Origin of the sequence: Pseudoalteromonas sp. P1-26 (genome assembly GCF_001401795.1) — a bacterium.
Lineage (GTDB): Bacteria > Pseudomonadota > Gammaproteobacteria > Enterobacterales > Alteromonadaceae > Pseudoalteromonas.
The window spans coordinates 1-22475 of sequence record NZ_LKDX01000024.1; the positions used below are offsets into that span (position 1 = coordinate 1).

At 41.8% G+C, this 22475-nt stretch carries 23 protein-coding genes; 16 read left to right on the forward strand and 7 right to left on the reverse strand.

The window, feature by feature from the left end; all coding sequences use genetic code 11:
- Window positions 1-124: 124 nt before the first annotated feature.
- Entirely contained in the window at window positions 125-1135 is a 1011-nt protein-coding gene (adhP, locus tag AN394_RS12660; protein WP_055021666.1) for an alcohol dehydrogenase AdhP, read from the reverse strand.
- 250 nt (window positions 1136-1385) lie between these two features.
- Here adhP and AN394_RS12665 point away from each other — a divergent pair, with 250 nt between their 5' ends.
- From AN394_RS12665 to AN394_RS12675, 3 genes are all read left to right on the forward strand, one after another.
- The gene (locus tag AN394_RS12665; protein ID WP_055021667.1) at window positions 1386-1943 is read left to right on the forward strand and encodes a GbsR/MarR family transcriptional regulator; all 558 of its coding nucleotides are present in this window, start codon (window positions 1386-1388) and stop codon (window positions 1941-1943) included.
- Between the two features lie 305 nt (window positions 1944-2248).
- Window positions 2249-2638 (forward strand): hypothetical protein, encoded by a 390-nt coding sequence (locus AN394_RS12670; protein ID WP_054563855.1) that lies wholly within the window; start codon window positions 2249-2251, stop codon window positions 2636-2638.
- Between the two features lie 573 nt (window positions 2639-3211).
- The gene (locus AN394_RS12675) at window positions 3212-3625 is read left to right on the forward strand and encodes a hypothetical protein (protein WP_055021668.1); all 414 of its coding nucleotides are present in this window, start codon (window positions 3212-3214) and stop codon (window positions 3623-3625) included.
- Between the two features lie 238 nt (window positions 3626-3863).
- Here AN394_RS12675 and AN394_RS12680 read toward each other — a convergent pair whose 3' ends face one another.
- Window positions 3864-4889, reverse strand: coding sequence for a lytic transglycosylase domain-containing protein (locus AN394_RS12680; RefSeq protein ID WP_055021669.1), 1026 nt, complete (start codon window positions 4887-4889; stop codon window positions 3864-3866).
- Window positions 4882-5163 (reverse strand): YcgL domain-containing protein, encoded by a 282-nt coding sequence (locus AN394_RS12685; protein ID WP_054552050.1) that lies wholly within the window; start codon window positions 5161-5163, stop codon window positions 4882-4884. The genes AN394_RS12680 and AN394_RS12685 overlap by 8 nt, the downstream gene beginning before the upstream one ends.
- 156 nt (window positions 5164-5319) lie before the next feature.
- Between AN394_RS12685 and minC the strand changes: the two genes are divergently transcribed.
- The 3 genes from minC to minE are packed head-to-tail and all read left to right on the forward strand — an operon-like array spanning window position 5320 to window position 7104.
- Entirely contained in the window at window positions 5320-6024 is a 705-nt protein-coding gene (minC, locus tag AN394_RS12690) for a septum site-determining protein MinC (protein WP_054552049.1), read from the forward strand.
- Between the two features lie 5 nt (window positions 6025-6029).
- Complete coding sequence (gene minD / locus AN394_RS12695) at window positions 6030-6839, forward strand: septum site-determining protein MinD (protein WP_054552048.1); 810 nt, start codon at window positions 6030-6032, stop codon at window positions 6837-6839.
- A gap of 1 nt (window position 6840) precedes the next feature.
- A complete protein-coding gene (minE, locus tag AN394_RS12700; protein WP_054552047.1) occupies window positions 6841-7104 on the forward strand; it encodes a cell division topological specificity factor MinE in 264 nt (87 codons plus the stop codon).
- Window positions 7105-7143: 39 nt separating this feature from the next.
- On the opposite strand, the gene AN394_RS12705 is transcribed toward minE, so the two are convergent.
- Together AN394_RS12705 and AN394_RS12710 are read right to left on the reverse strand one after the other, a co-directional pair.
- Window positions 7144-7560 (reverse strand): GNAT family N-acetyltransferase, encoded by a 417-nt coding sequence (locus AN394_RS12705; RefSeq protein ID WP_055021670.1) that lies wholly within the window; start codon window positions 7558-7560, stop codon window positions 7144-7146.
- 73 nt (window positions 7561-7633) lie between these two features.
- Window positions 7634-10423, reverse strand: a complete 2790-nt coding sequence (locus tag AN394_RS12710) for a TonB-dependent receptor (RefSeq protein WP_055021671.1) — start codon at window positions 10421-10423, stop codon at window positions 7634-7636.
- Window positions 10424-10813: 390 nt separating this feature from the next.
- On the opposite strand from AN394_RS12710, the gene AN394_RS12715 reads away from it, so the two are divergent.
- Both AN394_RS12715 and AN394_RS12720 read left to right on the forward strand, forming a co-directional pair.
- Complete coding sequence (locus tag AN394_RS12715) at window positions 10814-11542, forward strand: copper homeostasis protein CutC (RefSeq protein WP_055021672.1); 729 nt, start codon at window positions 10814-10816, stop codon at window positions 11540-11542.
- A gap of 2 nt (window positions 11543-11544) precedes the next feature.
- Window positions 11545-12414 carry a BadF/BadG/BcrA/BcrD ATPase family protein gene (locus AN394_RS12720; RefSeq protein WP_055021673.1) on the forward strand — a complete coding sequence of 290 codons (870 nt, stop codon included), beginning with the start codon at window positions 11545-11547 and terminating at the stop codon, window positions 12412-12414.
- Here AN394_RS12720 and AN394_RS12725 read toward each other — a convergent pair.
- Window positions 12411-13136, reverse strand: a complete 726-nt coding sequence (locus AN394_RS12725; RefSeq protein ID WP_054552042.1) for an AraC family transcriptional regulator — start codon at window positions 13134-13136, stop codon at window positions 12411-12413. The genes AN394_RS12720 and AN394_RS12725 overlap by 4 nt on opposite strands.
- A 162-nt stretch (window positions 13137-13298) precedes the next feature.
- Here AN394_RS12725 and AN394_RS12730 point away from each other — a divergent pair, with 162 nt between their 5' ends.
- From AN394_RS12730 to AN394_RS12760, 7 genes are all read left to right on the forward strand, one after another.
- Window positions 13299-14459, forward strand: a complete 1161-nt coding sequence (locus AN394_RS12730; protein ID WP_055021674.1) for a Gfo/Idh/MocA family protein — start codon at window positions 13299-13301, stop codon at window positions 14457-14459.
- Between the two features lie 6 nt (window positions 14460-14465).
- Entirely contained in the window at window positions 14466-15518 is a 1053-nt protein-coding gene (locus tag AN394_RS12735) for a sugar phosphate isomerase/epimerase (protein ID WP_055021675.1), read from the forward strand.
- A 33-nt stretch (window positions 15519-15551) separates the two neighbouring features.
- Window positions 15552-16772, forward strand: coding sequence for a sugar MFS transporter (locus AN394_RS12740; RefSeq protein ID WP_055021676.1), 1221 nt, complete (start codon window positions 15552-15554; stop codon window positions 16770-16772).
- A 26-nt stretch (window positions 16773-16798) separates the two neighbouring features.
- Window positions 16799-17491, forward strand: coding sequence for a DUF1080 domain-containing protein (locus AN394_RS12745; RefSeq protein WP_054552038.1), 693 nt, complete (start codon window positions 16799-16801; stop codon window positions 17489-17491).
- Window position 17492: 1 nt separating this feature from the next.
- The gene (locus AN394_RS12750) at window positions 17493-19172 is read left to right on the forward strand and encodes a GMC family oxidoreductase (RefSeq protein ID WP_055021677.1); all 1680 of its coding nucleotides are present in this window, start codon (window positions 17493-17495) and stop codon (window positions 19170-19172) included.
- Between the two features lie 2 nt (window positions 19173-19174).
- The gene (locus AN394_RS12755; protein WP_055021678.1) at window positions 19175-19930 is read left to right on the forward strand and encodes a gluconate 2-dehydrogenase subunit 3 family protein; all 756 of its coding nucleotides are present in this window, start codon (window positions 19175-19177) and stop codon (window positions 19928-19930) included.
- 67 nt (window positions 19931-19997) lie between these two features.
- Entirely contained in the window at window positions 19998-20828 is an 831-nt protein-coding gene (locus AN394_RS12760) for a sugar phosphate isomerase/epimerase (protein WP_055021679.1), read from the forward strand.
- Between the two features lie 80 nt (window positions 20829-20908).
- Here the strand turns inward: AN394_RS12760 and AN394_RS12765 are convergent, their stop codons facing one another.
- Window positions 20909-21160, reverse strand: coding sequence for a hypothetical protein (locus tag AN394_RS12765; RefSeq protein WP_055021680.1), 252 nt, complete (start codon window positions 21158-21160; stop codon window positions 20909-20911).
- A gap of 860 nt (window positions 21161-22020) precedes the next feature.
- On the opposite strand from AN394_RS12765, the gene AN394_RS12775 reads away from it, so the two are divergent.
- Complete coding sequence (locus tag AN394_RS12775; protein ID WP_055021682.1) at window positions 22021-22467, forward strand: hypothetical protein; 447 nt, start codon at window positions 22021-22023, stop codon at window positions 22465-22467.
- Window positions 22468-22475: the final 8 nt, after the last annotated feature.

The window sequence follows — 22475 nt, forward strand, 5'->3', positions numbered from 1 at the left end:
AAAACTTGCCGAAGCTCGGCAACATTGATAGTGTGATTACGTCAAAATCGCTTGGTACTTATACCGTCAGTATCCCTTGGTAATCACACACTTAACCAAACCTGACAGCGTTAACTGACTCAGATTAAAGCGTCATTACAATTCGACCTGTGATATCGCCTTTAAGCATATCGTCAAAAATATCGTTGATATCTTCGAGGCGTTTTTCTTCAATAATGGCTTTAACCTTACCTTTGGCTGCAAAGTCGAGGCATTCTCGTAAGTCTTTACGCGTACCAACGATAGAGCCTACAACAGAAACACCATTTAATACAGTATCAAAAATTGGTAGTGGCATATCTTCAGGTGGTAAACCTACAAGCACGCATTTACCGCCACGGCGCACGCTTTTATAAGCTTGCTCAAAACCTGGTTTTGATACGGCCGTACACACAACACCATGTGCCCCGCCCACTTGTTCAAAAATGGTTTCTGAAGGCACTTGCTTCATAAAATCTATGGTTATGTCTGCGCCAAGCTCTTTAGCCAGTGCCAATTTGCTCTCGCCGGTATCAACGGCAATTACATTAAAACCCATTGCTTTTGCGTATTGCACTGCTAAGTGGCCAAGGCCGCCAACACCGACAATTGCAACCCAGTCGCCCGCTTTTGCATCAGTCACTTTAAGCGCTTTATAGGTTGTAACCCCCGCACAAAATAGTGGTGCGGCTTCTGCAAAGCCTAATCCTTCAGGAATTTTAACCACGTAATCGCCATGGGCTACACAGTACTCGGCGTAACCACCATCAACTGAATACCCTGTGTTGTGCTGCTCAAGGCATAAGGTTTCTTTACCTTCTAAACAAAACTCACAATGACCACAGGCGCTATATAACCAAGGAACACCGACACGGTCGCCTACTGATAAGTGTTTAATGTTTGCGCCTACTTTTTCGATAGTACCTACCCCTTCATGGCCCGGTACTAATGGCATTTTAGGTTTGACAGGCCAATCTCCATGACAAGCATGTAAATCTGTGTGGCACACGCCACACGCGGCAATTTTAACTAGCACATCGTTAATTCCCACCTCTGGGCATGGGATATCTTCGATTGTTAATTTACCTTTGTACTCTTTATTTACTGCAGCTTTCATAACCTTCCTCCATGGTATTATTGGATTTCAGCCTATACGATAAACTTATTAACTGTCACTATTATTGATCCACATCAAATAGCTAACCACTGCGGCATTTAATTAAACTACACTTTAAATTCAATGACTTAAATTTAAATAATGGCGTATCTACACTTTAGTAGTAGCAGATTGCATAGTGGCTATTTCTTTTAGTTATACCCCGAGCGTGCTAGCATTTAATTTCTGAAATTTTTGAATACTAAAAATTATGAGCCTATCTGAAAAAAACTTAGCTTTTGTTATGCACTGCGGTGAAATGGGTAGCCGTTGGGGCTTTAACCGCACCATTGGTCAAATGTGTGGATTATTAACCATTACGAAAGAACCAATGACCGCCAATGAAATTGCCGATACCTTAAGTATATCGCGCGGAAACGTAAGTATGGGCATTAAAGAGCTACAGTCTTGGCGCTTAATTAAAGTGCATCATATTCCGGGTGACCGTAAAGAATACTACGGCCCTGCTGGCAGCATTTGGGATATGGCCAACCGCGTATTCGAAGAGCGTAAAAAACGCGAGATAGACCCAACCCTTAGCCTTCTTCGCGATAACATTTTAGAAGAAGCCCACACTGACGATGAGCGCTTTGCTCAGCAGCAAATGCAAGAAATTCACGACCTGCTCGAAACCGTAACCAAGTGGTCAGCAGAGCTACAACGCTTAAGCCCTGAACAACTTCAAAGCCTAATGAAACTGGGTTCTGGCATTGGCAAGGTGCTTGATTTTAAAGATAAGATTTTGAAAAAGCCGGGGAAAGGGGAATAAGTTAACGAGTTGCTAGGGGAAAGTTTGTAGGAGGCGTTTCAACGCCGAACAAGTAGCTAAAAATAAGGATAATCATGTGAATAAGCTTCTTTTGATAATCAGTATTGTATTAATTTTGGCAGGCATACTTCTATTCTTATATGACTTTTTACCTGTCGGGGTTGCTAACAAAGAAGACTCTTATTTAAAAATAGTGTCGAGTAATACCTTTTCGATTTTAAACTATAGACTGCATTTATTGAGTACGGGTGTTGGGCTCTTAATACTATACAAACTTAAATTATTTTAGCTTTTAAAAGGTCACTATGACTGCCAAACCAATTTTAGAAAAACACTTTTATCATGATGGCAGAGGACCTGAACTACAAAAGGTTATTTGGCAAAGAAATGGTAAAGACCTTTTAGGCTTTGAGTACTTCAATCCTGATGATGAATATTCATTAGCTAACCTTAAGCATATAAGATTAGATAACGTAAAAGCATATTCAATGGCAACGGATGATGTTCATGACTGTATTCTAGCGAATACAAAGTGTGTGGCAGCCATATTTGAAGTGCTTAATTCGAATTGGCTACTATCATTCAATCAAGACGAAATCGCTGGGTGTAAGCATTTTCAAATAATGTTTTATGATGAGATTTATGACGTTGTTTGTAAAAGTGTAATCACAGGAAAAGGAAATCTGGCGTTTTAACGCCGAACATGTAGCAGCGATTTCATATCGCGTCCCATAGCCTAAATCCTAGCGCCTAATGTTTTCTATCGTAGGCGTGAAACTTGTTTCGCGCGTTGTCCTGTAGGTCGTGCTTTAGCGCGATTGAGGGGAAAGTTACAAGTTACAAGAGTAAAGTTTGTAGGAGGCGTTTCAACGCCGAATATTTGAGGTTCTCGGCTGAAGCCGTTCCTACGGGATTCACCGTAGGCGTGAAACTTGTTTCGCGCGTTGTCCTGTAGGTCGTGCTTTAGCGCGATTGAGGGGAATAAGTTAGCGAGTTACTAGGGGCGAGAGTAAAGTTAGCGAGTTACAAGGGGAAAGTTAGCAAGTTACGAGAGTAAAGTTTGTAGGAGGCGTTTAACGCCGAACATCTAAAGATTCACGGCTGAAGCCGTTCCTACAGGACTCCACCGTAGCCATGAAACTTGTTTCGCGCGCTCTCTTGTAGGTCGTGCTTTAGGCGTTTGTAGGAGATAACCGTAACTTTGTTTCCATTTGCTATACTAATAATTAAGCGTCTATTTACGTTCTGACATACAAGGATATTAGGCTATGTATAAACAAACGGAAATTAATTACACGTTAATTATTATTTTATTAGTGATTAGTGCCTTTATAATTTTCTCTCCTGAACTGGCTAACCTCAAACTGATTATAATATCGATAAACCTGCTTATTGTTGTGTTGTTTTTTTCACTGACAATAGTAATCGATGAGCAAAAACTTCGTTGGTATTTTGGGTTTGGGATCATTAGCAAACAGGTTGAATTATCTCAGATTGCAGAAACCTCAGCTTACAAAACAAAGTGGTATCAAGGGATTGGCATTCGTATGCTAACTGATGGCTGGTTATACAATGCGTCAGTTGGACAAGCCGTTAAAATAACTTTAACTGACGGAAAAAACATATACCTCGGCTGTAAAGACGCTGGTGCACTGCAACAAGCACTCAAAGTAAAGGTTTAAAAATTGTATCGAGGGGAAAGTTTGCGAGTTTGTAGGAGGCTTTTCAACGCCGAGTATTTGAGATTCACGGCTGAAGCCGTTCCTACAAAAAATGTTCAAGATTGTGTCGCCATAAATGACGACCTACATCAATACAATCTCTCGGCGTAGGAGGCGTTTTAACGCCGAATAAGTTAGCAAGTTGCTCGGGTAAAACTTGTAGCTTTACCCTTGGACCTTGCTAACTTTTATTAATCAATTACTTAATCGCTGGGTAACCGATGCGATCTGATAAGTAACCTACACTGGTTGCAAAGTAATACGAGCGATTCCAGTGCATAAGTGCTTTGTAGTTATCGTAGGCTAGATACATACGACCGTTTACGTCATCTGGCATTACCATTGCGGCGGTAACATCAACGTTTGGTAGGTCACTACCATCCATTTTGCGAACACCGATTGCTTGCCAATCAGCAAGGCTGCGCTCTGAATCTTTCCAATACTCTAACCATTGGCTGCGTGTTCTAGTGCCACGCTTAAGAATATTAGAGTTATCAAAGCCTTCAGGTAGTTTAACTTGGCGGCCCCAGGTTAAATCATCGTTCCACCCTGCTTGCTTAAGGTAGTTAGCAATTGAAGCAAAGGCGTCTTCTTCTGTAGTCCAAATGTCTTTGCGGCCATCACCATTGTAATCAACAGCGTAGGCGTTAAATGAGGTTGGCATAAACTGCGTTTGCCCCATTGCACCAGCCCATGAGCCTTTGAATTTATCTAGGGTAATGTGACCCTCTTTTAAGATATCAAGCGCTGCCCAAAGTTGGTTTTTGTACATGGTTTCGCGGCGACCATCAAAAGCAAGTGTAACTAATGATGCAATTACACTGTGACCACCTTGGATTTTACCAAAGTTACTTTCAAGGCCCCAGAGTGCCACAATAAAACGTGCTTGTACGCCGTATTCTTTGGCTACTTTTTCAAGAACGTCTTGGTTTTCTTTGTATAACTTACGCGCGCGGTCAATTTTCCATTGCGGCACACGTTTTGGTAAATAAGTTTCGAGGGTTTCTTTTACTTCTGGCTGATTTTTATCAGCTGAGATCACTTTCTTTTTGAATTTAGCTGTTGCAAGTGCTTGATCAACTAAGGCTTCATCATAGCCTTTTTCAAGTGCTTCTTTTTTTAATGCTGCAACGTAAACGTCAAAATCAGCTTGTGTCTTTTGTTCTGCCAATACTGAAGTACTTAGTGAAGCACTGAGTAAAATGACGGCAAGTTTTTTAATCACTCTCAACTCCCTTGTCTTTTTTAAATTGGGTTAACAGATTTTCTTCCGGCGGAGGTAATTGCAAGTAGAACCCTTGGTCAATTAACGCTTGCTTAACCGCGTCTAAGTCTGCCACACCTAACTTTTCGCGGCTCGCTAGATTAATCATCATCACGTACTTAGGTTGACCAAACGTTTCTAGTAATGGTTCAGGTACGCGTGAGAAATCATCTCTTTTTTCTACAAAAAGGTATGTATCCGCTTTTTTAATACTTTTATACACCGCAGTTAGCATTATGGCCCTATAATATCTTGCTTAACGAAGGCGCACACTATAACATGAGTGATATAATAAGTTAGAAAAAATAGATTAGATTTTTACTGTATATGCCTTGTTCAGCCTGTGTTTATACTTAAATAATGCTAATCCAGACAATTCAATTGAGCGTGTATGTCGGAACAAATTTTTGAATTAAAAGGGAACCTTTTTACGTTATCTGTTTTACATTTATTTTCAGCAGATACAGCCCTTTTAAGTAAGCAGTTAGATGAGAAAATCGCCCAAGCACCTAAGTTCTTTGCCGGTGCGCCTATCGTAATCAACTTAAGCGACGTACAAGATGAAGCGCTTGATTTCTCTTTCTTAAAATCAATGTTAAGCGGCCTTTCGTTAAACCCTGTTGGGGTTTGTAATGGCTCTCAAGAGCAAAACGAAAGCGCAAAAGCTGCGGGCCTGTCGGTGTTAAATTATTCACAAGACGTTAAGGGTGCAACCGCTAAACAACAAACAAATACATCTATCGTTGAAAAAACCGTTCACCTGCCTGCGCAAGTTATTCATGGCACTGTACGATCGGGCCAGCAAGTGTATGCAAAAGATCGCGACCTAATCGTAATTGGTGCTGTAAGTCATGGCGCCGAAGTGATTAGCGATGGCAACGTGCACATTTATGGCACCCTTCGCGGCCGTGCAATTGCAGGAGCTAAAGGTTACAACGAAGCAAATATATTTTGCCAAAAATTAGAAGCAGAACTTGTTTCGATTAATGGTAGTTATTGGATCAGCGACTCTCTACAAGGTGAACACTGGGGCAGCGCAGTACAAATCCAACAAAAAAATGATTCATTAGAAATTTCAGCTTTGGTTAAAGGATAAATCTCATGGCAAAAGTGATTGTCGTTACTTCTGGTAAAGGTGGTGTTGGTAAAACCACATCGAGTGCTGCGATTGGCACAGGTTTAGCGCTTAAAGGCTTTAAAACCGTTATTATCGACTTTGATATTGGTCTACGTAATCTTGACCTTATCATGGGTTGTGAACGCCGTGTTGTTTATGATTTTGTAAACGTAATCAATGGCGAAGCTAACTTAAATCAAGCACTTATTAAAGATAAGCGCGTTGATAAGCTACATATTTTACCAGCCTCACAAACCCGTGATAAAGACGCCCTAACCCGTGACGGTGTTGAGCGCGTACTAAACGAGCTGAAAAAAGATTTTGATTACATTGTGTGTGATTCTCCAGCGGGTATCGAAGCTGGTGCAATGATGGCAATGTACTTCGCTGATGAAGCGATTGTAACAACGAACCCAGAAGTATCATCAGTACGTGACTCTGACCGTATTCTTGGCATTTTACACAGCAAATCAAAACGTGCTGAAGAAGGTCTTGAAAGCGTAAAAGAACATCTACTACTAACTCGCTATAATCCTGAGCGTGTTGAAAAAGGCGAAATGCTTTCGGTAGAAGACGTACAAGAAATCTTAGCGATTAAACTACTGGGCGTTATTCCTGAATCACAAGCTGTACTTAGTGCATCGAACTCTGGTCAACCGGTTATCCTTGATGGTGAATCGGATGCAGGCCAAGCATACACAGATGCTATCAATCGTTTATTAGGCGAAACTGTTGATTTTCGTTTCTTAGACGTAGAGAAAAAAGGCTTATTTAAACGGATTTTTGGAGGTTAATGTGTCTTTACTTGACTACTTCCGCTCAGAAAAGAAAAGCAGTGCGTCATTAGCAAAAGAGCGATTGCAGATCATTGTCGCGCACGAACGTTCACAGCGTGGTACACCAGATTACCTACCACAGCTAAAACAAGACATCCTTGATGTTATTCGTAAATATGTGAATGTAAACACTGATGCAGTTCAGGTGCAGTTTGACCAAAACGAAGATGACTTAGCAGTACTTGAGCTAAACGTCACCTTACCTGACGAAGAAAAGAAATAGTCAAAATTGGGCGCTTAGTTTTTTTAACAGCGCCCTTTTTTATTTCTGCCACTGCATATGAAACTCATAGTCGTCTTCGCCTAGAGTTTTAAACCCTGCCCGTTGATATAATCCATACGCTGGATTAGCTTTTAGCACCGTTAAATTAATCTCTGCTGCTTGCGCTTTAAGTGTATCTAACACCTTAGTGCCTAACCCTTTGCCCTGCTCTATAGGTGCAATTTGTAGCTGTAATAAACTGATTGCTTGGTCACTCACTATGAACTTGGCAGCGCCTACACATTGCCCATCATTTAACACTAAATGACTATGCTCAAAGTGCTCAGCCACTCGTGCTTGATGCTGCTCAAGTGATAAAAACAACCCTTGATTCTCTAAATGCTCAACCATGGTATTTAATCTTAAGTCGAGTAAATAGGCTTTGTCTTGCTCTGTAGCTGCTACAAATTTAATCATTATTGTCTTAAAAAAGAAAAAGGTACTTTAATAAAAGTACCTTTTTAGGTTGCAACAAACAACATGCCTATGGTTAAAAGTTATAATTTGCGCCGAAGTAAAAACGACGGCCCGAATATTGGTTATAGGTAAAGCGGTTGCTTTGTTTCCAGTATCCTTCTTCTATTTCTTCTGTTAGGTTTACCACTGATGCAGTAAACGAAAGATCCTCTGTTAGGTTATACGATGCATTCACATCTAGCTGACCATAGTCTTTGGTATATAAGTTGTAGCCTTGGTGAATACCGTTGGCACGGTCATCTTTCCAGTTGTAAGACGCACGAACACTAAAGTCGTCATTCTCAAAGTACACCGACACATTATATTGGTGCTTAGCCGTGCCTGGTATTTCGGCCTCTGTTTTTTGCCCGTCTGTCGAGACTTCGCTGGTGCTGGTATCTGTGTAGGTATAGTTAGTTAAAATACCAAAACCATTATCAAATGAGTGCTGGAAGAAAAGCTCCAAACCTTCTGATTTTGCATCACCCCCACCCACTTTGGTATTCATTTCGACTTCGATTGGGCCGTTACAACAATCGTGTTCACGCTCTACAATTTCTACGGTCGAGATTGGTAAGTTAGAAATATCTTTAGAGAATAAAGTCGCACCCAGTGCTGAGCCATCGCCGTAATACCATTCAATACCTAAATCGAATTGGTCAGATAACATAGGTTCAAGGCCTGTGTTTACCGAAGTACCATTACCACGGCCTGTCCAGGAATCAGGCGAGTTAATATTCACTGGAGGACCGTATGACTCTGCTTGGCTTAAGTCTGAATAGCTCACTCTTGCCATGGTGCGTGCTGCGGCAAAGCGCACCACAAGATCTTCGGTTGCGTCCCATGCAAGGTTAAAGCTTGGTAGTACTTCACTGCCATCGCTACTGCGCTCGTTTGGATCCGTGTCATCATCATCTTGGCCAATGACGTCATCGTAGGTCAAGGTGCTTAGCTCTGTATTCACATAACGCACACCGACATTACCGCGGAAATCTTGCCACTCAAAATCAGCTTGAGTGTAAACAGACCAAATTTTCTCTTCAAGGGCGTACGTGCCCGAAAGTGTTGGCACTACAGTCTGGCTAAAGTTTTCTTTTAAGTAATCATCCAGCGCTCCAAAATCAAACGCTAAAAAGTTAAATGCGCCTGTATCACCCGCGCTGTTATCAACTACATGGTCGCTCACCAATGTTGGCGCATCTGGGTGAAAATCTGGATTATGGAACCACTCAGTCCCTGGTAAGTAACCGCGGTAACCGCCATTGTCAGCAATGCCGTCATCCCAACGAAAGTCGTTACGAATGCCTTTAATTTCGTGGTCGCGGTATTTAGCACCTACATACACACGGGTGAAAAAGTTGCCATCAAGGTCAAATTTTACATCTGTTTGAATGTAATCTTCTGAGTCTTCATTTTCAGATGAGTAAGAGTCAAACCAATCATAATATTGATATGCTTCTTTATCGGTGGCTAAATCAGTCGACACTTCGTAGCTTGGCTTTCCGTTTTCAATTGACCATAACCAGCTGTTTACTGAGCCTAAACGCGCATCAATATTAGCGTAGGTTTCTTTTGAAGTACCGCCTTCAGCTTCGGTATGACCCAGCTTTAATGTAACACTGTAAGTATCACCATAATAAGTGCCTTCAAAATCATAGGTATTTGATTTTGATTCGCCAAAACGCTCACGCCCTGTTAACTGCGGCGATAACAAACCACGGCGAACAGCCACACCGTCATTTACATCGGCATCACCCCAGTTATTATCATTCAGTAAACCATTATCGCCATTACCGTAGGCAACCACAGTATCGCCATCAAGCACAATGCCGTAATACGGGTTGTGGTTATCGTTCCACTCGGCAAAAGTAATGCTTTGCCCTGTTTGGTCGTAGCCTAACTTAGCACCAAAATAGTTAAAGTTTAAATCAAGTCTGTCACTCGGTGCCCACTGCACAGCTACTTGATAACCATCGCGTGTACGGTCTTGGTTTGAGTTATTAACACTCATCGCACGCGGTGCCCACACATTGTTGTACACTTCGCCAGTGGCTTGGTCTACCAGCGCGGGGCGCTCTGCGCCTTCAATGGTATCTGAGTGAAAACGCCAGTGTGATGCGTTGTTAGTGATGGTTGTTACGGTGCGATCTTGACGAGTAAAACCGGCCAGTACACCAAAGTTTTCGTCTTCATTTTTCCATGAATACAGCACGTTAACTTGCGGCTTTGTGTCCTCAGACACATCATCGTAAGTCACCTCGGCACTTAACGCCCCTGAATTTGCTTCCATCTCAAGCGGTTTACGGGTGTGTAAAATAACCGTACCACCAATACCGCCTTCATCGATGCGTGCTTCTGCACTTTTGTACACTTCTACACTTTTGATCATGCTTGAAGGCAATAACGTGTAATTAAAACTACGGGTAGGAGTACCAGAACCTGATGAAGCAATATAGTTACCGTTTAATTGGGTGAGAGTCCAATCTGGTGACGTACCACGAATACTCACGCGGCTACCTTCACCACCGTCGCGGTCAATCAAAACGCCCGATACACGTTGCAATGAATCAGCGACGTTTTTATCAGGAAACTTACCAATATCCTCTGCGGTGATTGCATCAACTGTCGCTGTTGAAAGTCGTTTTATTGCTAAGTTTTCTGCAGTTGAAGAACGAATACCCCGTACTTCAATCACTTCTACATCTTCATTTGCTTGCTCTGCTGCGTAACTTGTATTGATTGCCGCCAGTAGCGAAATCAAAATTGCATTACGCTTAAAATGCCTTCCTTGCCCTTTTGTTTTTATTACAGTTTGCTTGCCCATGCCTATCTCCAGTTGTGTGTTCTGTTTTTGTTTAAGAGCCTTTAGCCCCTGCAAAAACGATTTATTGTTGTCGGTTTTTAAACTGATTATTGGTAGTTAACAGCTTGTTAAACTCAAATTCAGAATAGGGTGAGTGGTCAAAAAGTGATAATAAAAATTCGGTGAGAGATATGACAAAATCGGCGTTAGGAATATTTTATATTCATTTTTATATTTTCTGAATTATAGTTAAGCTCAGCGAATTTAAGTTAACTGGCTCAGAAAAATAAAGTCAAAAATACACTTAAAACATTGATACTAAATAACAATTTAACATATTGCGTATTTATTGATGACTCACAGATTGAGTAACTAAAAGGTAGGTGTAATAGATATGGTAAAAACTCGCCCATGAACAATGGTAAATTTCTCGAAGTATGCCTAAACGAAGGGTGCTTAAAGCAGCTCGCTAACAACATTTCAATGGCTAGTAACTTAGGTGCAAAGCGCTTTGAATTGTGCAGTAATTTACACCTAGGTGGCCTGACACCAACTGTTAAAGCAATTGATTACGCTGTAAAAAGCCTGACCAATAACGCAGAATTAGTGGTGATGATCCGCCCCGAAACAGGCAACTTTATTGTTAGTACTGAGTGTCACCAAGTTATGCAAAAACAAATAACAATGGCAGCGAATGCGGGGGCACATGGCGTGGTATTTGGTGCAGTAAAACACGGCGAACTTGATTTAGAGGTGACGCACTCTTTAGTTGCCACAGCCAAACAGCATGACCTGATGGTGACCTTTCACCGTGCATTCGATACCCTTACAAACCCGTTATGCGCACTTGATAAACTCATTAGCTTAGGCGTTGACCGCATCTTAACAGCAGGCACGCCATGGCAAAGTGGTCAAAGTGCCGTAGATGGTCTAAATCAGCTCAACACATACTTAGCACACAGCGCTAATCAGATAGAAATTGTTATGGGTGGTGGCGTTACTTTAGAAAACGCGGCAACACTTTGGCAATTAATAAAAAATCATTCAGCAAAGGCAGCTGTGCATGTACACTCATGCGTGCACAACGAAAATGGTGCAATTAACGCTGAGGCTATCAATAAGCTTCTTTCAAAGGATTAAGCATGGCAAGCAAAGCAACGTATTTTTTAGGTATTGATGGCGGTGGCAGTAAGTGTAAAGTTCGTTTAGAAAACGAAAACGGCTCACTACTTAGCGAAGCCGTAAGTGGCTCTGCAAACGTGGCCACCAGCTGCCAACAAAGCCAAGAGTCAATACTCCACGCCACTGAACTTGCTTTTCATGAAGCAGGGCTTGCCTTAAGCGAGCTGAAAAACACCTATGTGCATGCAGGACTTGCTGGAGCTAATATCGACTCAGCTTACCAAGTTATGATCAAATGGCAGCACCCTTTTGCTAAATTTACCCTGTCTACAGATATGCTGATTGCCTGTAAAGGCGCACATCAACACCATGATGGCGCGGTGATTATTCTTGGTACGGGCTTTTGTGCGGGTTACCAACAACAAAACCAATTTAGCGAATTAGGTGGTTACGGATTATTACTGAGCGATGGTGCCAGTGGTGGTTGGTTAGGCTTACAACTTTGCCGCAAAGCATTTGAAGTGCTTGATGGTGTTGCGCAAAGTTCAGCGGCTATAGATACCCTACTCACCCAGCTTAACTGCTACTCAAGCCAAGCGTTAAGTCAGCGTTTAATATCGGCGCGCCCGGCTGAGCTTGCCAAATTTGCACCGCTTGTTTTTAGCCATTCTGACGATGCTTTTTGTCAGCAGTTAATCAATGAAGCGTGCGCATACATTACCCGCTATATCGCTTACTTTGAAAAGCAAGGCATTGAAAACGTTACTTTGATGGGCGGTATTGCTAGTGCTATCACGCCTTACTTAACTGATGCCAGTAAAGCGCGTTTAACCCCCGCCCTTGCCAGTGCAGAGCAAGGGGCTATTTTAATGGCAAGAGCTGCAATTTAATCACCTAATTGCGAGCGCATTTGTGAGGGAATTTCGCCAAACAAACGCCGAAATTGTTTGCTGAAGTAACTTGGTTCAGAAAACCCACACTGGTAGGCTACTTGTGAAATTGGCAGTTGCGTTTCAATCAGTAGCTTGCGGGCATTTTCGAGGCGTACTTCGTTTATAAATTGATTGGGTGTTTTTGCTAAGTGCTTTTTAAAACGACGCTCTAAAGCACTTACCGACAAATGCGCAAGCTCTGCTAATTCATCAATGCTGATCTGACGATGATAATGCTCGCGAATAAATTTTACCGGCTCTTCAATTGCCCTAACATGAGAAAGCGCTTTTGAGGTTTTTTGTAGATGTCGGGTCACTCCATAAGTGCCAATCACATTGCCATCATGATCTTTTAAAGCATGCTTTGATGTAGAAAACCAACCAAGCTCACCTTGTTGGGTTTGGTTAAGCTCTAAACGGTCGGTTACTATGTAGCCTTCCATCACCCGTTTATCGTCATTGACGTACTGAAACGCGAGGTGCTTTGGCGAAAAATCGAAGTCTGTTTTTAGCAATATTTGCTCCAGTGTTTTATAACCCTGATGCTCAATAAAATGCTGATTACAATGCAAGATTCTACTATCTGTGTCTTTTACCCAAAAGAGGATATCTGGCAGTAAATCAAATGCAGCAATTAGCTGATTTACGCCTGCTTTTTTTATTATTTCTTGAATATCCATCGCTTAAATTTGTCTCTATAAAGAATAGCACTATATATTTTAAACGCCGATTTTGTTGCATTGTCAACCGAATTTTTATTAGCGCTTATTGGTTAAGCTTTCCTATTATCAATAACATGATATTAACAGTAGCAAACGCTATTTAAATTAGGAGCGCTTAAGATGAGCAAAGCTAAGATCCGCATGGCAATGGTAGGCGGTGGCGATGGTGCTTTCATTGGCGCTATACATCGAATTGCAGCGCGATTAGACGGAATGATAGAGCTTGTTGCAGGTGCATTCAGTTCAGACGCAAACAAATGTAAAGCAACTGGCGAACTACTTGGGCTTGATAGCAGCCGTTGCTACGACAGTTACCAAACGCTTTTTGCCGAAGAAGCAAAATTACCTGCTGATGAGCGTATTGATTTTGTGGCTATTGTCACCCCAAACCACTTACATTTTCCGGTCGCGCAAATGGCGCTTGAACATGGTTTTCATGTGTTATCAGATAAACCAGCAACGCTCACACTTGCAGAAGCAGAGCAATTACAAAGCATTATTGCAAAACAGCAGGTTTTATATGGCTTAACCCACACTTACACCGGTTACCCTATGGTCAAAGAAGCCAAGCATCGCGTAAAAGCAGGCGAGCTCGGCACCATACGTAAAGTCATTGTTGAGTACACCCAAGGCTGGTTATCTCAAAGTGAAGACGAAGGTTCAAAACAAGCAAGCTGGCGTTTAGACACCAGTAAGGCTGGCATTAGTTGTTGTATGGGCGATATTGGCGTGCATGCAGCTAACTTAGCCGAGTATGTCTCTGATCTCGAAATCACCGAGCTTTGCGCCGATTTAAACCATGTAGTTGAAGGCCGAGCCCTTGATGATGATGGCACTGTGCTACTTAGATTCAATAATGGTTGTAAAGGCGTTTTACTGGCAAGCCAAATTGCTGTTGGCGATGAAAACAACTTACGTCTGCGAATTTATGGCGATAAAGCCAGTCTTGAATGGTCGCAACTTGAGCCAAATAGCTTATGGCTACGAGGCCACAATCAAGCCGCAACATTACTTAGAGCGGGCGTAGGTGAATTACACCCTGACACGCAAAATGCCCTGCGCGCCCCTGCCGGTCACCCAGAAGGCTACCTTGAAGCATTTGCCAACATTTACAGCAATTTTGCAGCGCAAATTCATGCACTCAAGCAAGGCGACAACGCAACAAATTCAGCATTTGATGTGCCAGGCATCAATGAGGCTGTGCGGGGTATGGCATTTATTGAACATGTGGTTGCTTCAGCTAAACAAGATACTAAATGGCACAAATTACAGATTGGATAATAAAGAATGAATAAAATCAAAGGGCCAGCTATATTTTTGGCGCAGTTTATTTCAGATCAAGCTCCCTTCAATAGCTTTCGTGGTTTATGTGAATGGGCAAGCGGTTTAGGTTACAAAGCGATTCAAGTGCCAACCTCAAACCCTGAAATTTTCGATTTAGAAAAAGCAGCTCAAAGCCAGCATTACTGCGATGAAGTCACTGGTATTGCTACAGAGTATGGACTTACAATTTCAGAGCTATCAACACATTTGCAAGGCCAGTTAATTGCTGTGCACCCTGCGTACGATGAAATGTTTGATAACTTTGCCGCAGAGCATGTAAAAGGCAACCCTGCAGCGCGAACAAAATGGGCAACAGAACAACTGATGATGGCTGCTAAAGCAAGTAAAAACCTTGGTTTAACAACCCATGCGACGTTCTCGGGTTCTTTTTTATGGCATACCTTTTACCCGTGGCCACAGCGTCCACAAGGACTTGTTGAACAAGGCTTTAGTGAGCTAGCTAAGCGTTGGTTACCCATTTTAGATTGCTTTGACGAGCATGGCGTGGACGTATGTTATGAATTACATCCGGGTGAAGACCTACATGATGGTGTGACATTTGAGCGCTTTTTAGCGGCAACCAATAATCACCCACGCGTTAATATTCTTTATGATCCGAGCCATTTTGTATTGCAACAGCTCGACTATTTAGCGTTTATCGATATTTATCATTCGCGCATTAAGGCGTTTCATGTCAAAGATGCCGAATTTATCGCAAATGGCCGCTCAGGTGTTTATGGCGGATTTCAAAACTGGCAAGACCGACCAGGACGTTTTCGTTCTTTAGGTGATGGCCAAGTAGATTTTAAGCAAATTTTTAGCAAGTTAACTCAATATGGTTTTGATGGTTGGGCTGTACTTGAATGGGAATGCTGCTTAAAGCACCCAGAGGATGGGGCAAGAGAAGGCGCTGAGTTTATTAAAACACACTTAATAAACCCAACCGACAAAGCCTTTGACGATTTTGCCAGTGGCGCAACAAACACTGAGCGTAATAATCGAATTTTAGGTTTATAAACCGACAACAATAGAACACACAGGACACACAATATGGACAACAATAATTATAACCGCATTGTCTTTCGGCTTTGCTGTATAGCACTGATTGTGACCTCTATGACCTTTGCCATCCGTGCTGGTATTTTGGGTCAACTTGGCAGTGAGTTTGGCTTAACCGACACCGAATTAGGTTGGGTTAATGCCATGGCATTTTTAGGCTTTCCGGTTGCGACTATGGTCGGCGGTATTATTTATAATGCCATTGGCGCGAAAAAATTAGTGGCGTTAGCCTTTATCTGTCATTTACTTGGCCTTGTTTTGACCATAACAGCTGATGGTTTTTGGGGCTTACTGGTTTCTACCTTTTTAATTGGTTTTGCCAACGGCGCTGTTGAAGCTGGCTGTAACCCACTAATTGCAGAAATGTACCCTAAAAACACCACCACTATGCTAAACCGTTTTCATGTTTGGTTCCCAGGTGGCATTGTGATTGGGGCACTTGCTTCGAATTTTATGTCGGGAGCAGGTTTAAACTGGCAATGGCAAGTAGCGTTAATTTTAATTCCTACGGTTATCTATGGCGCTATGCTGATCAAAGCACAATTTCCACGCTTTGATACGCGTACTCACTCTACCAGCAGCAATATTCGCCACTTATTTACGCCGTTATACATCTTTTTAATTGCCTGCATGACGTTTACCGCAACTACTGAATTCGGCACACAACAATGGATTGAGCGTATTTTAGGTTCATCGGGTGCCTCTCCTATGGTGGTATTAGCCTTGATCACTGGCCTAATGGCGGTTGGTCGCTTCTTTGCAGGCCCCATTGTGCATAAGCTCAACCCTACCGGTGTATTACTTGGCTCTGCCATTTGTGCAAGCTTAGGTATCTTCATGATGAGCCAAGCCGAGGGCAGCATGATTTATATAGCGGCCATATTATTTGCTCTTGGCGTTACCTACTTTTGGCCAACCATGCTTGGCTGTGTTGCAGAATACATTCCAAAGTCAGGTGCGCTAGGTATGTCGTTAATGGGCGGTGCAGGCATGTTTGCTATGAGCATCTGGAACCCTGTAATTGGTAGCTGGATAGATACGGCACGCTCATCAGCACAAGCAAGTGGCGCAAACGCTGAACAAATTGAAATTTTAGCCGGACAGGCTGTATTACAAAACCTACTGATCTTCCCAATTATTTTAATCGTCGCATTCATTGGGTTGCATTTAGTAATTAATAACAACAAACGCACCGAAAAATGTGCGTCTTAAGCAAGTAAATCGTCGAGGAACACACAATGTTTAAATCTCTTAAAGCACTGACTTTAATGCTCACCGTTAGTAGCTGTGCACTCGCAAATGCGGCTGACAATCAGCTTACACAACAAGAAAAGCAAGCTGGCTGGCAGTTGTTGTTTGACGGCAAAGATATGTCGCAGTGGCGTAATTTTAAAAGCGAATCTTTAAATCCTGCATGGGTCGTTGAAGATGGCGCTATGACATTAACTAAAGGTGGTGGCGACCTGCTTACTAAAAAGCAGTATCAAAACTTTGAATTACAGATTGATTGGAAAATCTCTACCAAAGGCAATAGCGGTATTTTTGTGTTAGCTGATGAAACGGGACAGATGATTTACTCTCATGCGCCTGAAATTCAAATCATCGATAACGAAGAACACCCAGATACCGAAATTGACTCGCACTTAGCTGGGTCAATTTACGATTTATTTGCAGCGCCAGTTGCGGCGCACAAACCAGCAAATAGCTGGAACCATGTACGCATTAAAATGCAAGACAACCACTTACAAGTTTGGCAAAACGGTATTAGCACCACCAGCATTGTGATTGGCAGTACAACATGGAACACCCTTGTTAAAGGCAGTAAGTTTGCAACCTGGAAAAACTTTGCAACGGCTGAACAAGGCCATATCGGGCTTCAAGACCATGGTGACAAAGTGTGGTTTAAAAATATAAAAATCAAGGAGCTATAAGATGTCTGATTTTAAACATAAGGTATTAGTTGTTGGCTCTGGTGCTGGCGGTGCAATGGCCGCTTATACGCTAACCAAACTTGGCCACAAAGTGTTATTACTTGAAGCAGGTCGTAATTATGACCCGAAAACAGAAAGCCCGATGTTTCGTCGAAACAACGAAGCCCCACTTATGGGCGCAGGTAACAAAGACAAAAACTTTGGCTTTTACGACGCAACTGTTGATGGCGGTTGGCAAGTACCTGATGAGCCATACACCAGCGCCAAAGGAAGCGACTTTTATTGGTGGCGCGCACGTATGTTAGGTGGTCGAACTAACCACTGGGGCCGCTATTCATTACGCTTTAGTGAACACGATTTTAAAGGCAAAAGCCGAGATGGTCACGGTGCCGACTGGCCATTTGAATACGCTGATTTAGCACCTTGGTATGATAAAACCGAAGAACTTGTGGGTGTTTGTGGCACCAATACAGGCCATGAAGATATGCCAGATTCATCACCGGGTATTTTACAGCCACCACCAAAGCCACGAGTTCCTGAGCTTTTAATTGCCGCTTCTGCAAAGAAAATGGGCATTCAAGCAGTACCGATGCACCGTGCAGTACTAACCCGCCCGAAAGATGATCGCATGGCCTGTTTTTATGCAACACCTTGTGGTTCTGGTTGTTCAATTGGTGCTGCTTTCCAAACTACCACATCATTACTGCCAATGGCAAAAGCTACGGGTAACTTAAAAGTTATTACTGATGCCATGGTTAAATCAGTCAAAGTTGATGAGCAAGGTAAAGTCACTGGCGTCACCTATGTTGATAAACACACGGTTACCGAACATGCTATTGATGCCGATGTGGTTATCTTAGCCGCCAGCGCCTGTGAATCAGCGCGTATTTTATTAAATTCAAAGAATCAAAAGCACCCGAAAGGCCTTGCTAACTCAAGTGGCCAAGTAGGTCGAAACTTAATGGATTCGACGGGTGCATGGTTAGGTGCGCAAATTCCAGCACTTAAAGGTCGCCCACGTTATAACGAAGATGGACATACCGCTAATCACTTATTTATTCCTTGGTGGGGTCATCAAGCACAAGCTAACAATGAATTAGATTTCCCACGTGGTTATCACTTTGAAATTGGCAGTGGCTTTAGACAACCAGGCTCGGGTGTATCGGGTGATAAACAAGGCTATGGCCCTGCCCTTAAGCAGCAGATTCGTGATGCATATGGCTCTTACGTTGGTTTTGCTCTGCGTGGCGAGATGTTGCCGAACAAAGATACCTACATGGAAATTGACGAAAACGTTAAAGACAAATGGGGTATTCCGGTATCAAAGTTCCACTTTAAGTGGTCTGACAGAGAATTAAAGCAAATCGAACATGGTTTAAAAACTGCGAAGCAAATTCTAGAAAATATGGGTGCGACCGTTGGCGAACTCCCGCCTGCTGAAAAAGCGATTTCAAAAGGTGGCGAAATCATTCACGAAGTGGGTACCACACGAATGGGAAGCTCAAAGAAAGACTCAGTCACCAATCAATGGGGTCAAACATGGGATTGTAATAACCTATTTGTAATGGATGCGGGTGTATTTGCTTCTAACCCTCATAAAAACTGTACGCTCACCATCATGACACTGGCAATGCGTAATTCAATTTGGCTTGCTCAACAAATTGATAACGGGGTACTTTAATTATGCATCATCGTAACGAACACGACTCATATAACTATGTTTCTAACATGAGCCGCCGTGAGTCCTTAAAATGGCTTGGTCTATTAGCTGCGGGCTCAGCGATTGGTTTAACTGCTGGCTGCACAAAAGCACTTGAAGATGACGTTGCAGTCTCTTCAAAAGAGCATTGGCCTGATTTAGATATCAAGCCTGTAACCGCTAAAGGCTATGGTCAAGACCCTAATTTGGTGATGCCACCAGAGTCACCTTGGCCGCTGACCTTAACGGCAGACGAACTCACGTTGGTAGCGCTTTTATCTGATTACATTGTGCCGCGCGAAGGTGCTATTCCTTCAGCCAGTGAGCTACAAGTACCGGCGGTTATTAATGAGTGGGTAAGCGCACCTTATGAAGGCCAACAACGCGATAGAATTAAAATTTTAAACTCATTAGCGTGGCTTAACGATGAAGCACAGCTTCGTTTTAAAAAGCAATTTGTTGCACTTAACGAAAAGCAACATCGCGCGATTTTAGACGATATTGCGTTTTTAAACGAGCAAACACCTCTGCAATTTCAGCGCATTGGTAAAGCCTTTTTACGCTTTAAAGAGTTAGTGCTGGCAGCATTTTTCTGTACGCCTGAAGGCTGTAAAGACATAGGTTACCTTGGTAATGTGCCTATTGCAGGCGATTACCCAGGCCCTTCTGATGAAGCAAAAGCCCATTTAGATCAAGTTTTAGCTGAGCTTGGTTTAAGTGAGTACGCCTATACTGATTAACTTTCCCCCTTGTGTTATTTGTAACACAGTGCAGGGGGTCACTCCCCTGCTTTTTTAGGATTTAAGTATGTTTAAAACCCGCATTTTATTGCTTATTATTAGCCTTGTATTTAGTGGTCAATTATTCGCAAAACTGCCCGTGAGTGTGCAACTGTGGTCAGTCAAAGACACCTTAAAAAATGACTTTCATGGTACGCTTAAGTCTCTTGCCGAAATGGGGTTTGACAGTGTGGAGTTTGCCGGAGACTTTGGCCCATACTCAAATAAGCCAGCAGCCTTAAAAGCAAAGCTCAGTGAGTTAGGCTTAGTTGCCAGTAGTGCCCATATAGGCTTTAATGCACTCAGTGAAAACACTATTGATAGCACCCTGCTGTTTTACAAATCCCTTGGCGTTACCACACTTTATGTACCTTGGGATGAAAGAGCATGGCACCCTGAGGGAGTTAAATCTCTGGTTAAAGAGCTTACTAAAGTCAGTGATTATGCGACCCGTTTTGATATGAAGATCGGTTTTCACAATCATAATAAAGAGTTTAATGCATTTAATAACGCAACGTTTTGGGATTATATTGCCAGTAATACACCCAAGACCATGCCATTGCAGTTAGATATCGGCTGGGTCAATTATGCTGCTAAAGATCCAATCTACTTTATTAAAAAGTACCCTAACCGCACGCTTGCTACGCACATTAAAGTTCGTACGATTGAGGGTAGCAACATGAGCCCGATTATCGGCGAAAACAACATTGATTGGCCTGCCATCATCGATACTTTAGAGTCGCACGGCAACACCAAGTGGTTAGTGCTTGAGCAAGAAGAATACCCAAGCGGACTAACCCCACTACAAAGCGTTGCTAAATCAAAACAAAATTTAGATAAGATTTTACTTGGTTTGTAGGGTTATTTTAGAAATGAGCTCGCTTTAAACAAGTGAGCTCATGGCTTGGATTTTAATAGTCGCTACCTAATAGCTCTATATTAGGGTTCATCTTGCCAAGAGCTACTACCTTCAGAACGTTTTGCAAAGCTTTCTGGTTTCCTGATTGGTTTGTCTATACTTTTATAGAATATTAAGATTCCAGTTCCACCTATGACGGGGAGTAACCAAACCAGAACTATTTGTGCTACTTTTTGAAAAGTTTCAAAATCATTTCTTTTATAAATTACTAAATTAATCAAAATATTGAACACTATTAGCAACCCCAAGCCTGCTAGTGAATAGTTTTCCATACCTTAATCCTATTGATGTCAAAAAATATACTGTGAAAACGACCGAACGACGGCTTAAATTGTTTGTTATACACTTTAAAACAAACAGCTAATCGTCCTTTCTTAGGTGTTTAAAGATAATTCGCCCAAATTGAAAACACAAAACTAAAAATACAATGAGAAAAATAAGTCCATTTACCCACTCAGGCAAAAACTCCACAATCTTCGGAGCAATGAGTTTTAGAATACCGAAAACGGCTACAATGAGAAGAATGAATGCAGTCCCTTTCACAAAAGCGCTCCTAAATTTCCGTTCAATACATCTGTTTATATTTTAAAAATACCAACGCCAAAATTAATTGCGGGAATATCCTTAAACGTACCACCCATCTCGCATAGGGACAAAAAGCGTGAGCTATATTAACAAGCGAGGACGATTCACATTCTTTAATCCCAGCATGTTCCTCCCAGATCTACAGCGGTTTGTTATGTGGCTTCCCCCTTTGATATAGTTTTAACAAATTACTTAAGGTATTGCTATCTCAGGTTTTTTTAAAATCTTTTATGTAAAGTTAAATACATTAATATACTCGCGTCGATCATTTTAATAAAAATATGCGCAAAGAACAGCTTGGCAGTTTTCAATGGATCATTATCCTTAATGAGAATATATAACGTCGCTTATTCTACCAACCTATTTTACATTTATTATTATACCTCTCATCGTTCAACATCTTATTTAATTTCAACAAGCTAAATGAAATACAGCATTAAAAATTAATAATAAAACATTAAAAGCAGCGTTTACTTTCATTTGTTCGGCAGATTGTATTATCTAAGTAGCGAAGTACTATATTAAAAAAGCCTCTCAAGGACTGAGAATGAACGTATTGAATTTAAGGAAGAGTTCAGAGAAAAGCACACTTGCAGTGCTTATCACTTTAGCAGCCTTATTACTTTTCATATTAAAATCAGCATCAAAAATCCATCCATTCTACGAGCTACTTTTACTGGCTTTTACAATTATTTCGTTTGTAGTTATATTTTTAATGTTAAGTAGCAAGAAAAAACTTACCATTTGTCGCCATGGTATTTTTTATAGCTCTGCGTTTGGGAATGTTCATATTGAACCGAACAAAACTAAAAAAATTAAACAATTTTCTAAATATGGTTTTAATTGTGTGGTAATCATTGGTCATGGCTATTTTATATTCGCGCCATTTTATTATTTAACGTCGAAACAAAAACAACGACTTAAACGATATGATAATAACTTACTGCATTGGTTAGAGGTTACGCGTAAACGCAGTAAGTTTCAGGGCTTTTAATGCAAGTC

Excerpts from the sequence above, each read along its gene's own strand:
- AN394_RS12685 (WP_054552050.1), bottom strand. The coding sequence starts at position 5,163 with ATGCTAACTGCGGTGTATAAAAGTATTAAAAAAGCGGATACATACCTT.
- AN394_RS12745 (WP_054552038.1), top strand. The coding sequence starts at position 16,799 with ATGTTTAAATCTCTTAAAGCACTGACTTTAATGCTCACCGTTAGTAGC.
- AN394_RS12675 (WP_055021668.1), top strand. The coding sequence starts at position 3,212 with ATGTATAAACAAACGGAAATTAATTACACGTTAATTATTATTTTATTA.
- AN394_RS12765 (WP_055021680.1), bottom strand. The coding sequence starts at position 21,160 with ATGGAAAACTATTCACTAGCAGGCTTGGGGTTGCTAATAGTGTTCAAT.
- AN394_RS12710 (WP_055021671.1), bottom strand. The coding sequence starts at position 10,423 with ATGGGCAAGCAAACTGTAATAAAAACAAAAGGGCAAGGAAGGCATTTT.
- AN394_RS12705 (WP_055021670.1), bottom strand. The coding sequence starts at position 7,560 with ATGATTAAATTTGTAGCAGCTACAGAGCAAGACAAAGCCTATTTACTC.
- AN394_RS12760 (WP_055021679.1), top strand. The coding sequence starts at position 19,998 with ATGTTTAAAACCCGCATTTTATTGCTTATTATTAGCCTTGTATTTAGT.
- AN394_RS12735 (WP_055021675.1), top strand. The coding sequence starts at position 14,466 with ATGAATAAAATCAAAGGGCCAGCTATATTTTTGGCGCAGTTTATTTCA.
- AN394_RS12670 (WP_054563855.1), top strand. The coding sequence starts at position 2,249 with ATGACTGCCAAACCAATTTTAGAAAAACACTTTTATCATGATGGCAGA.
- AN394_RS12665 (WP_055021667.1), top strand. The coding sequence starts at position 1,386 with ATGAGCCTATCTGAAAAAAACTTAGCTTTTGTTATGCACTGCGGTGAA.
- minD (WP_054552048.1), top strand. The coding sequence starts at position 6,030 with ATGGCAAAAGTGATTGTCGTTACTTCTGGTAAAGGTGGTGTTGGTAAA.
- AN394_RS12720 (WP_055021673.1), top strand. The coding sequence starts at position 11,545 with ATGGCAAGCAAAGCAACGTATTTTTTAGGTATTGATGGCGGTGGCAGT.
- AN394_RS12715 (WP_055021672.1), top strand. The coding sequence starts at position 10,814 with ATGAACAATGGTAAATTTCTCGAAGTATGCCTAAACGAAGGGTGCTTA.
- AN394_RS12775 (WP_055021682.1), top strand. The coding sequence starts at position 22,021 with ATGAACGTATTGAATTTAAGGAAGAGTTCAGAGAAAAGCACACTTGCA.
- adhP (WP_055021666.1), bottom strand. The coding sequence starts at position 1,135 with ATGAAAGCTGCAGTAAATAAAGAGTACAAAGGTAAATTAACAATCGAA.
- AN394_RS12740 (WP_055021676.1), top strand. The coding sequence starts at position 15,552 with ATGGACAACAATAATTATAACCGCATTGTCTTTCGGCTTTGCTGTATA.
- AN394_RS12725 (WP_054552042.1), bottom strand. The coding sequence starts at position 13,136 with ATGGATATTCAAGAAATAATAAAAAAAGCAGGCGTAAATCAGCTAATT.
- AN394_RS12755 (WP_055021678.1), top strand. The coding sequence starts at position 19,175 with ATGCATCATCGTAACGAACACGACTCATATAACTATGTTTCTAACATG.
- AN394_RS12730 (WP_055021674.1), top strand. The coding sequence starts at position 13,299 with ATGAGCAAAGCTAAGATCCGCATGGCAATGGTAGGCGGTGGCGATGGT.
- minC (WP_054552049.1), top strand. The coding sequence starts at position 5,320 with ATGTCGGAACAAATTTTTGAATTAAAAGGGAACCTTTTTACGTTATCT.
- AN394_RS12750 (WP_055021677.1), top strand. The coding sequence starts at position 17,493 with ATGTCTGATTTTAAACATAAGGTATTAGTTGTTGGCTCTGGTGCTGGC.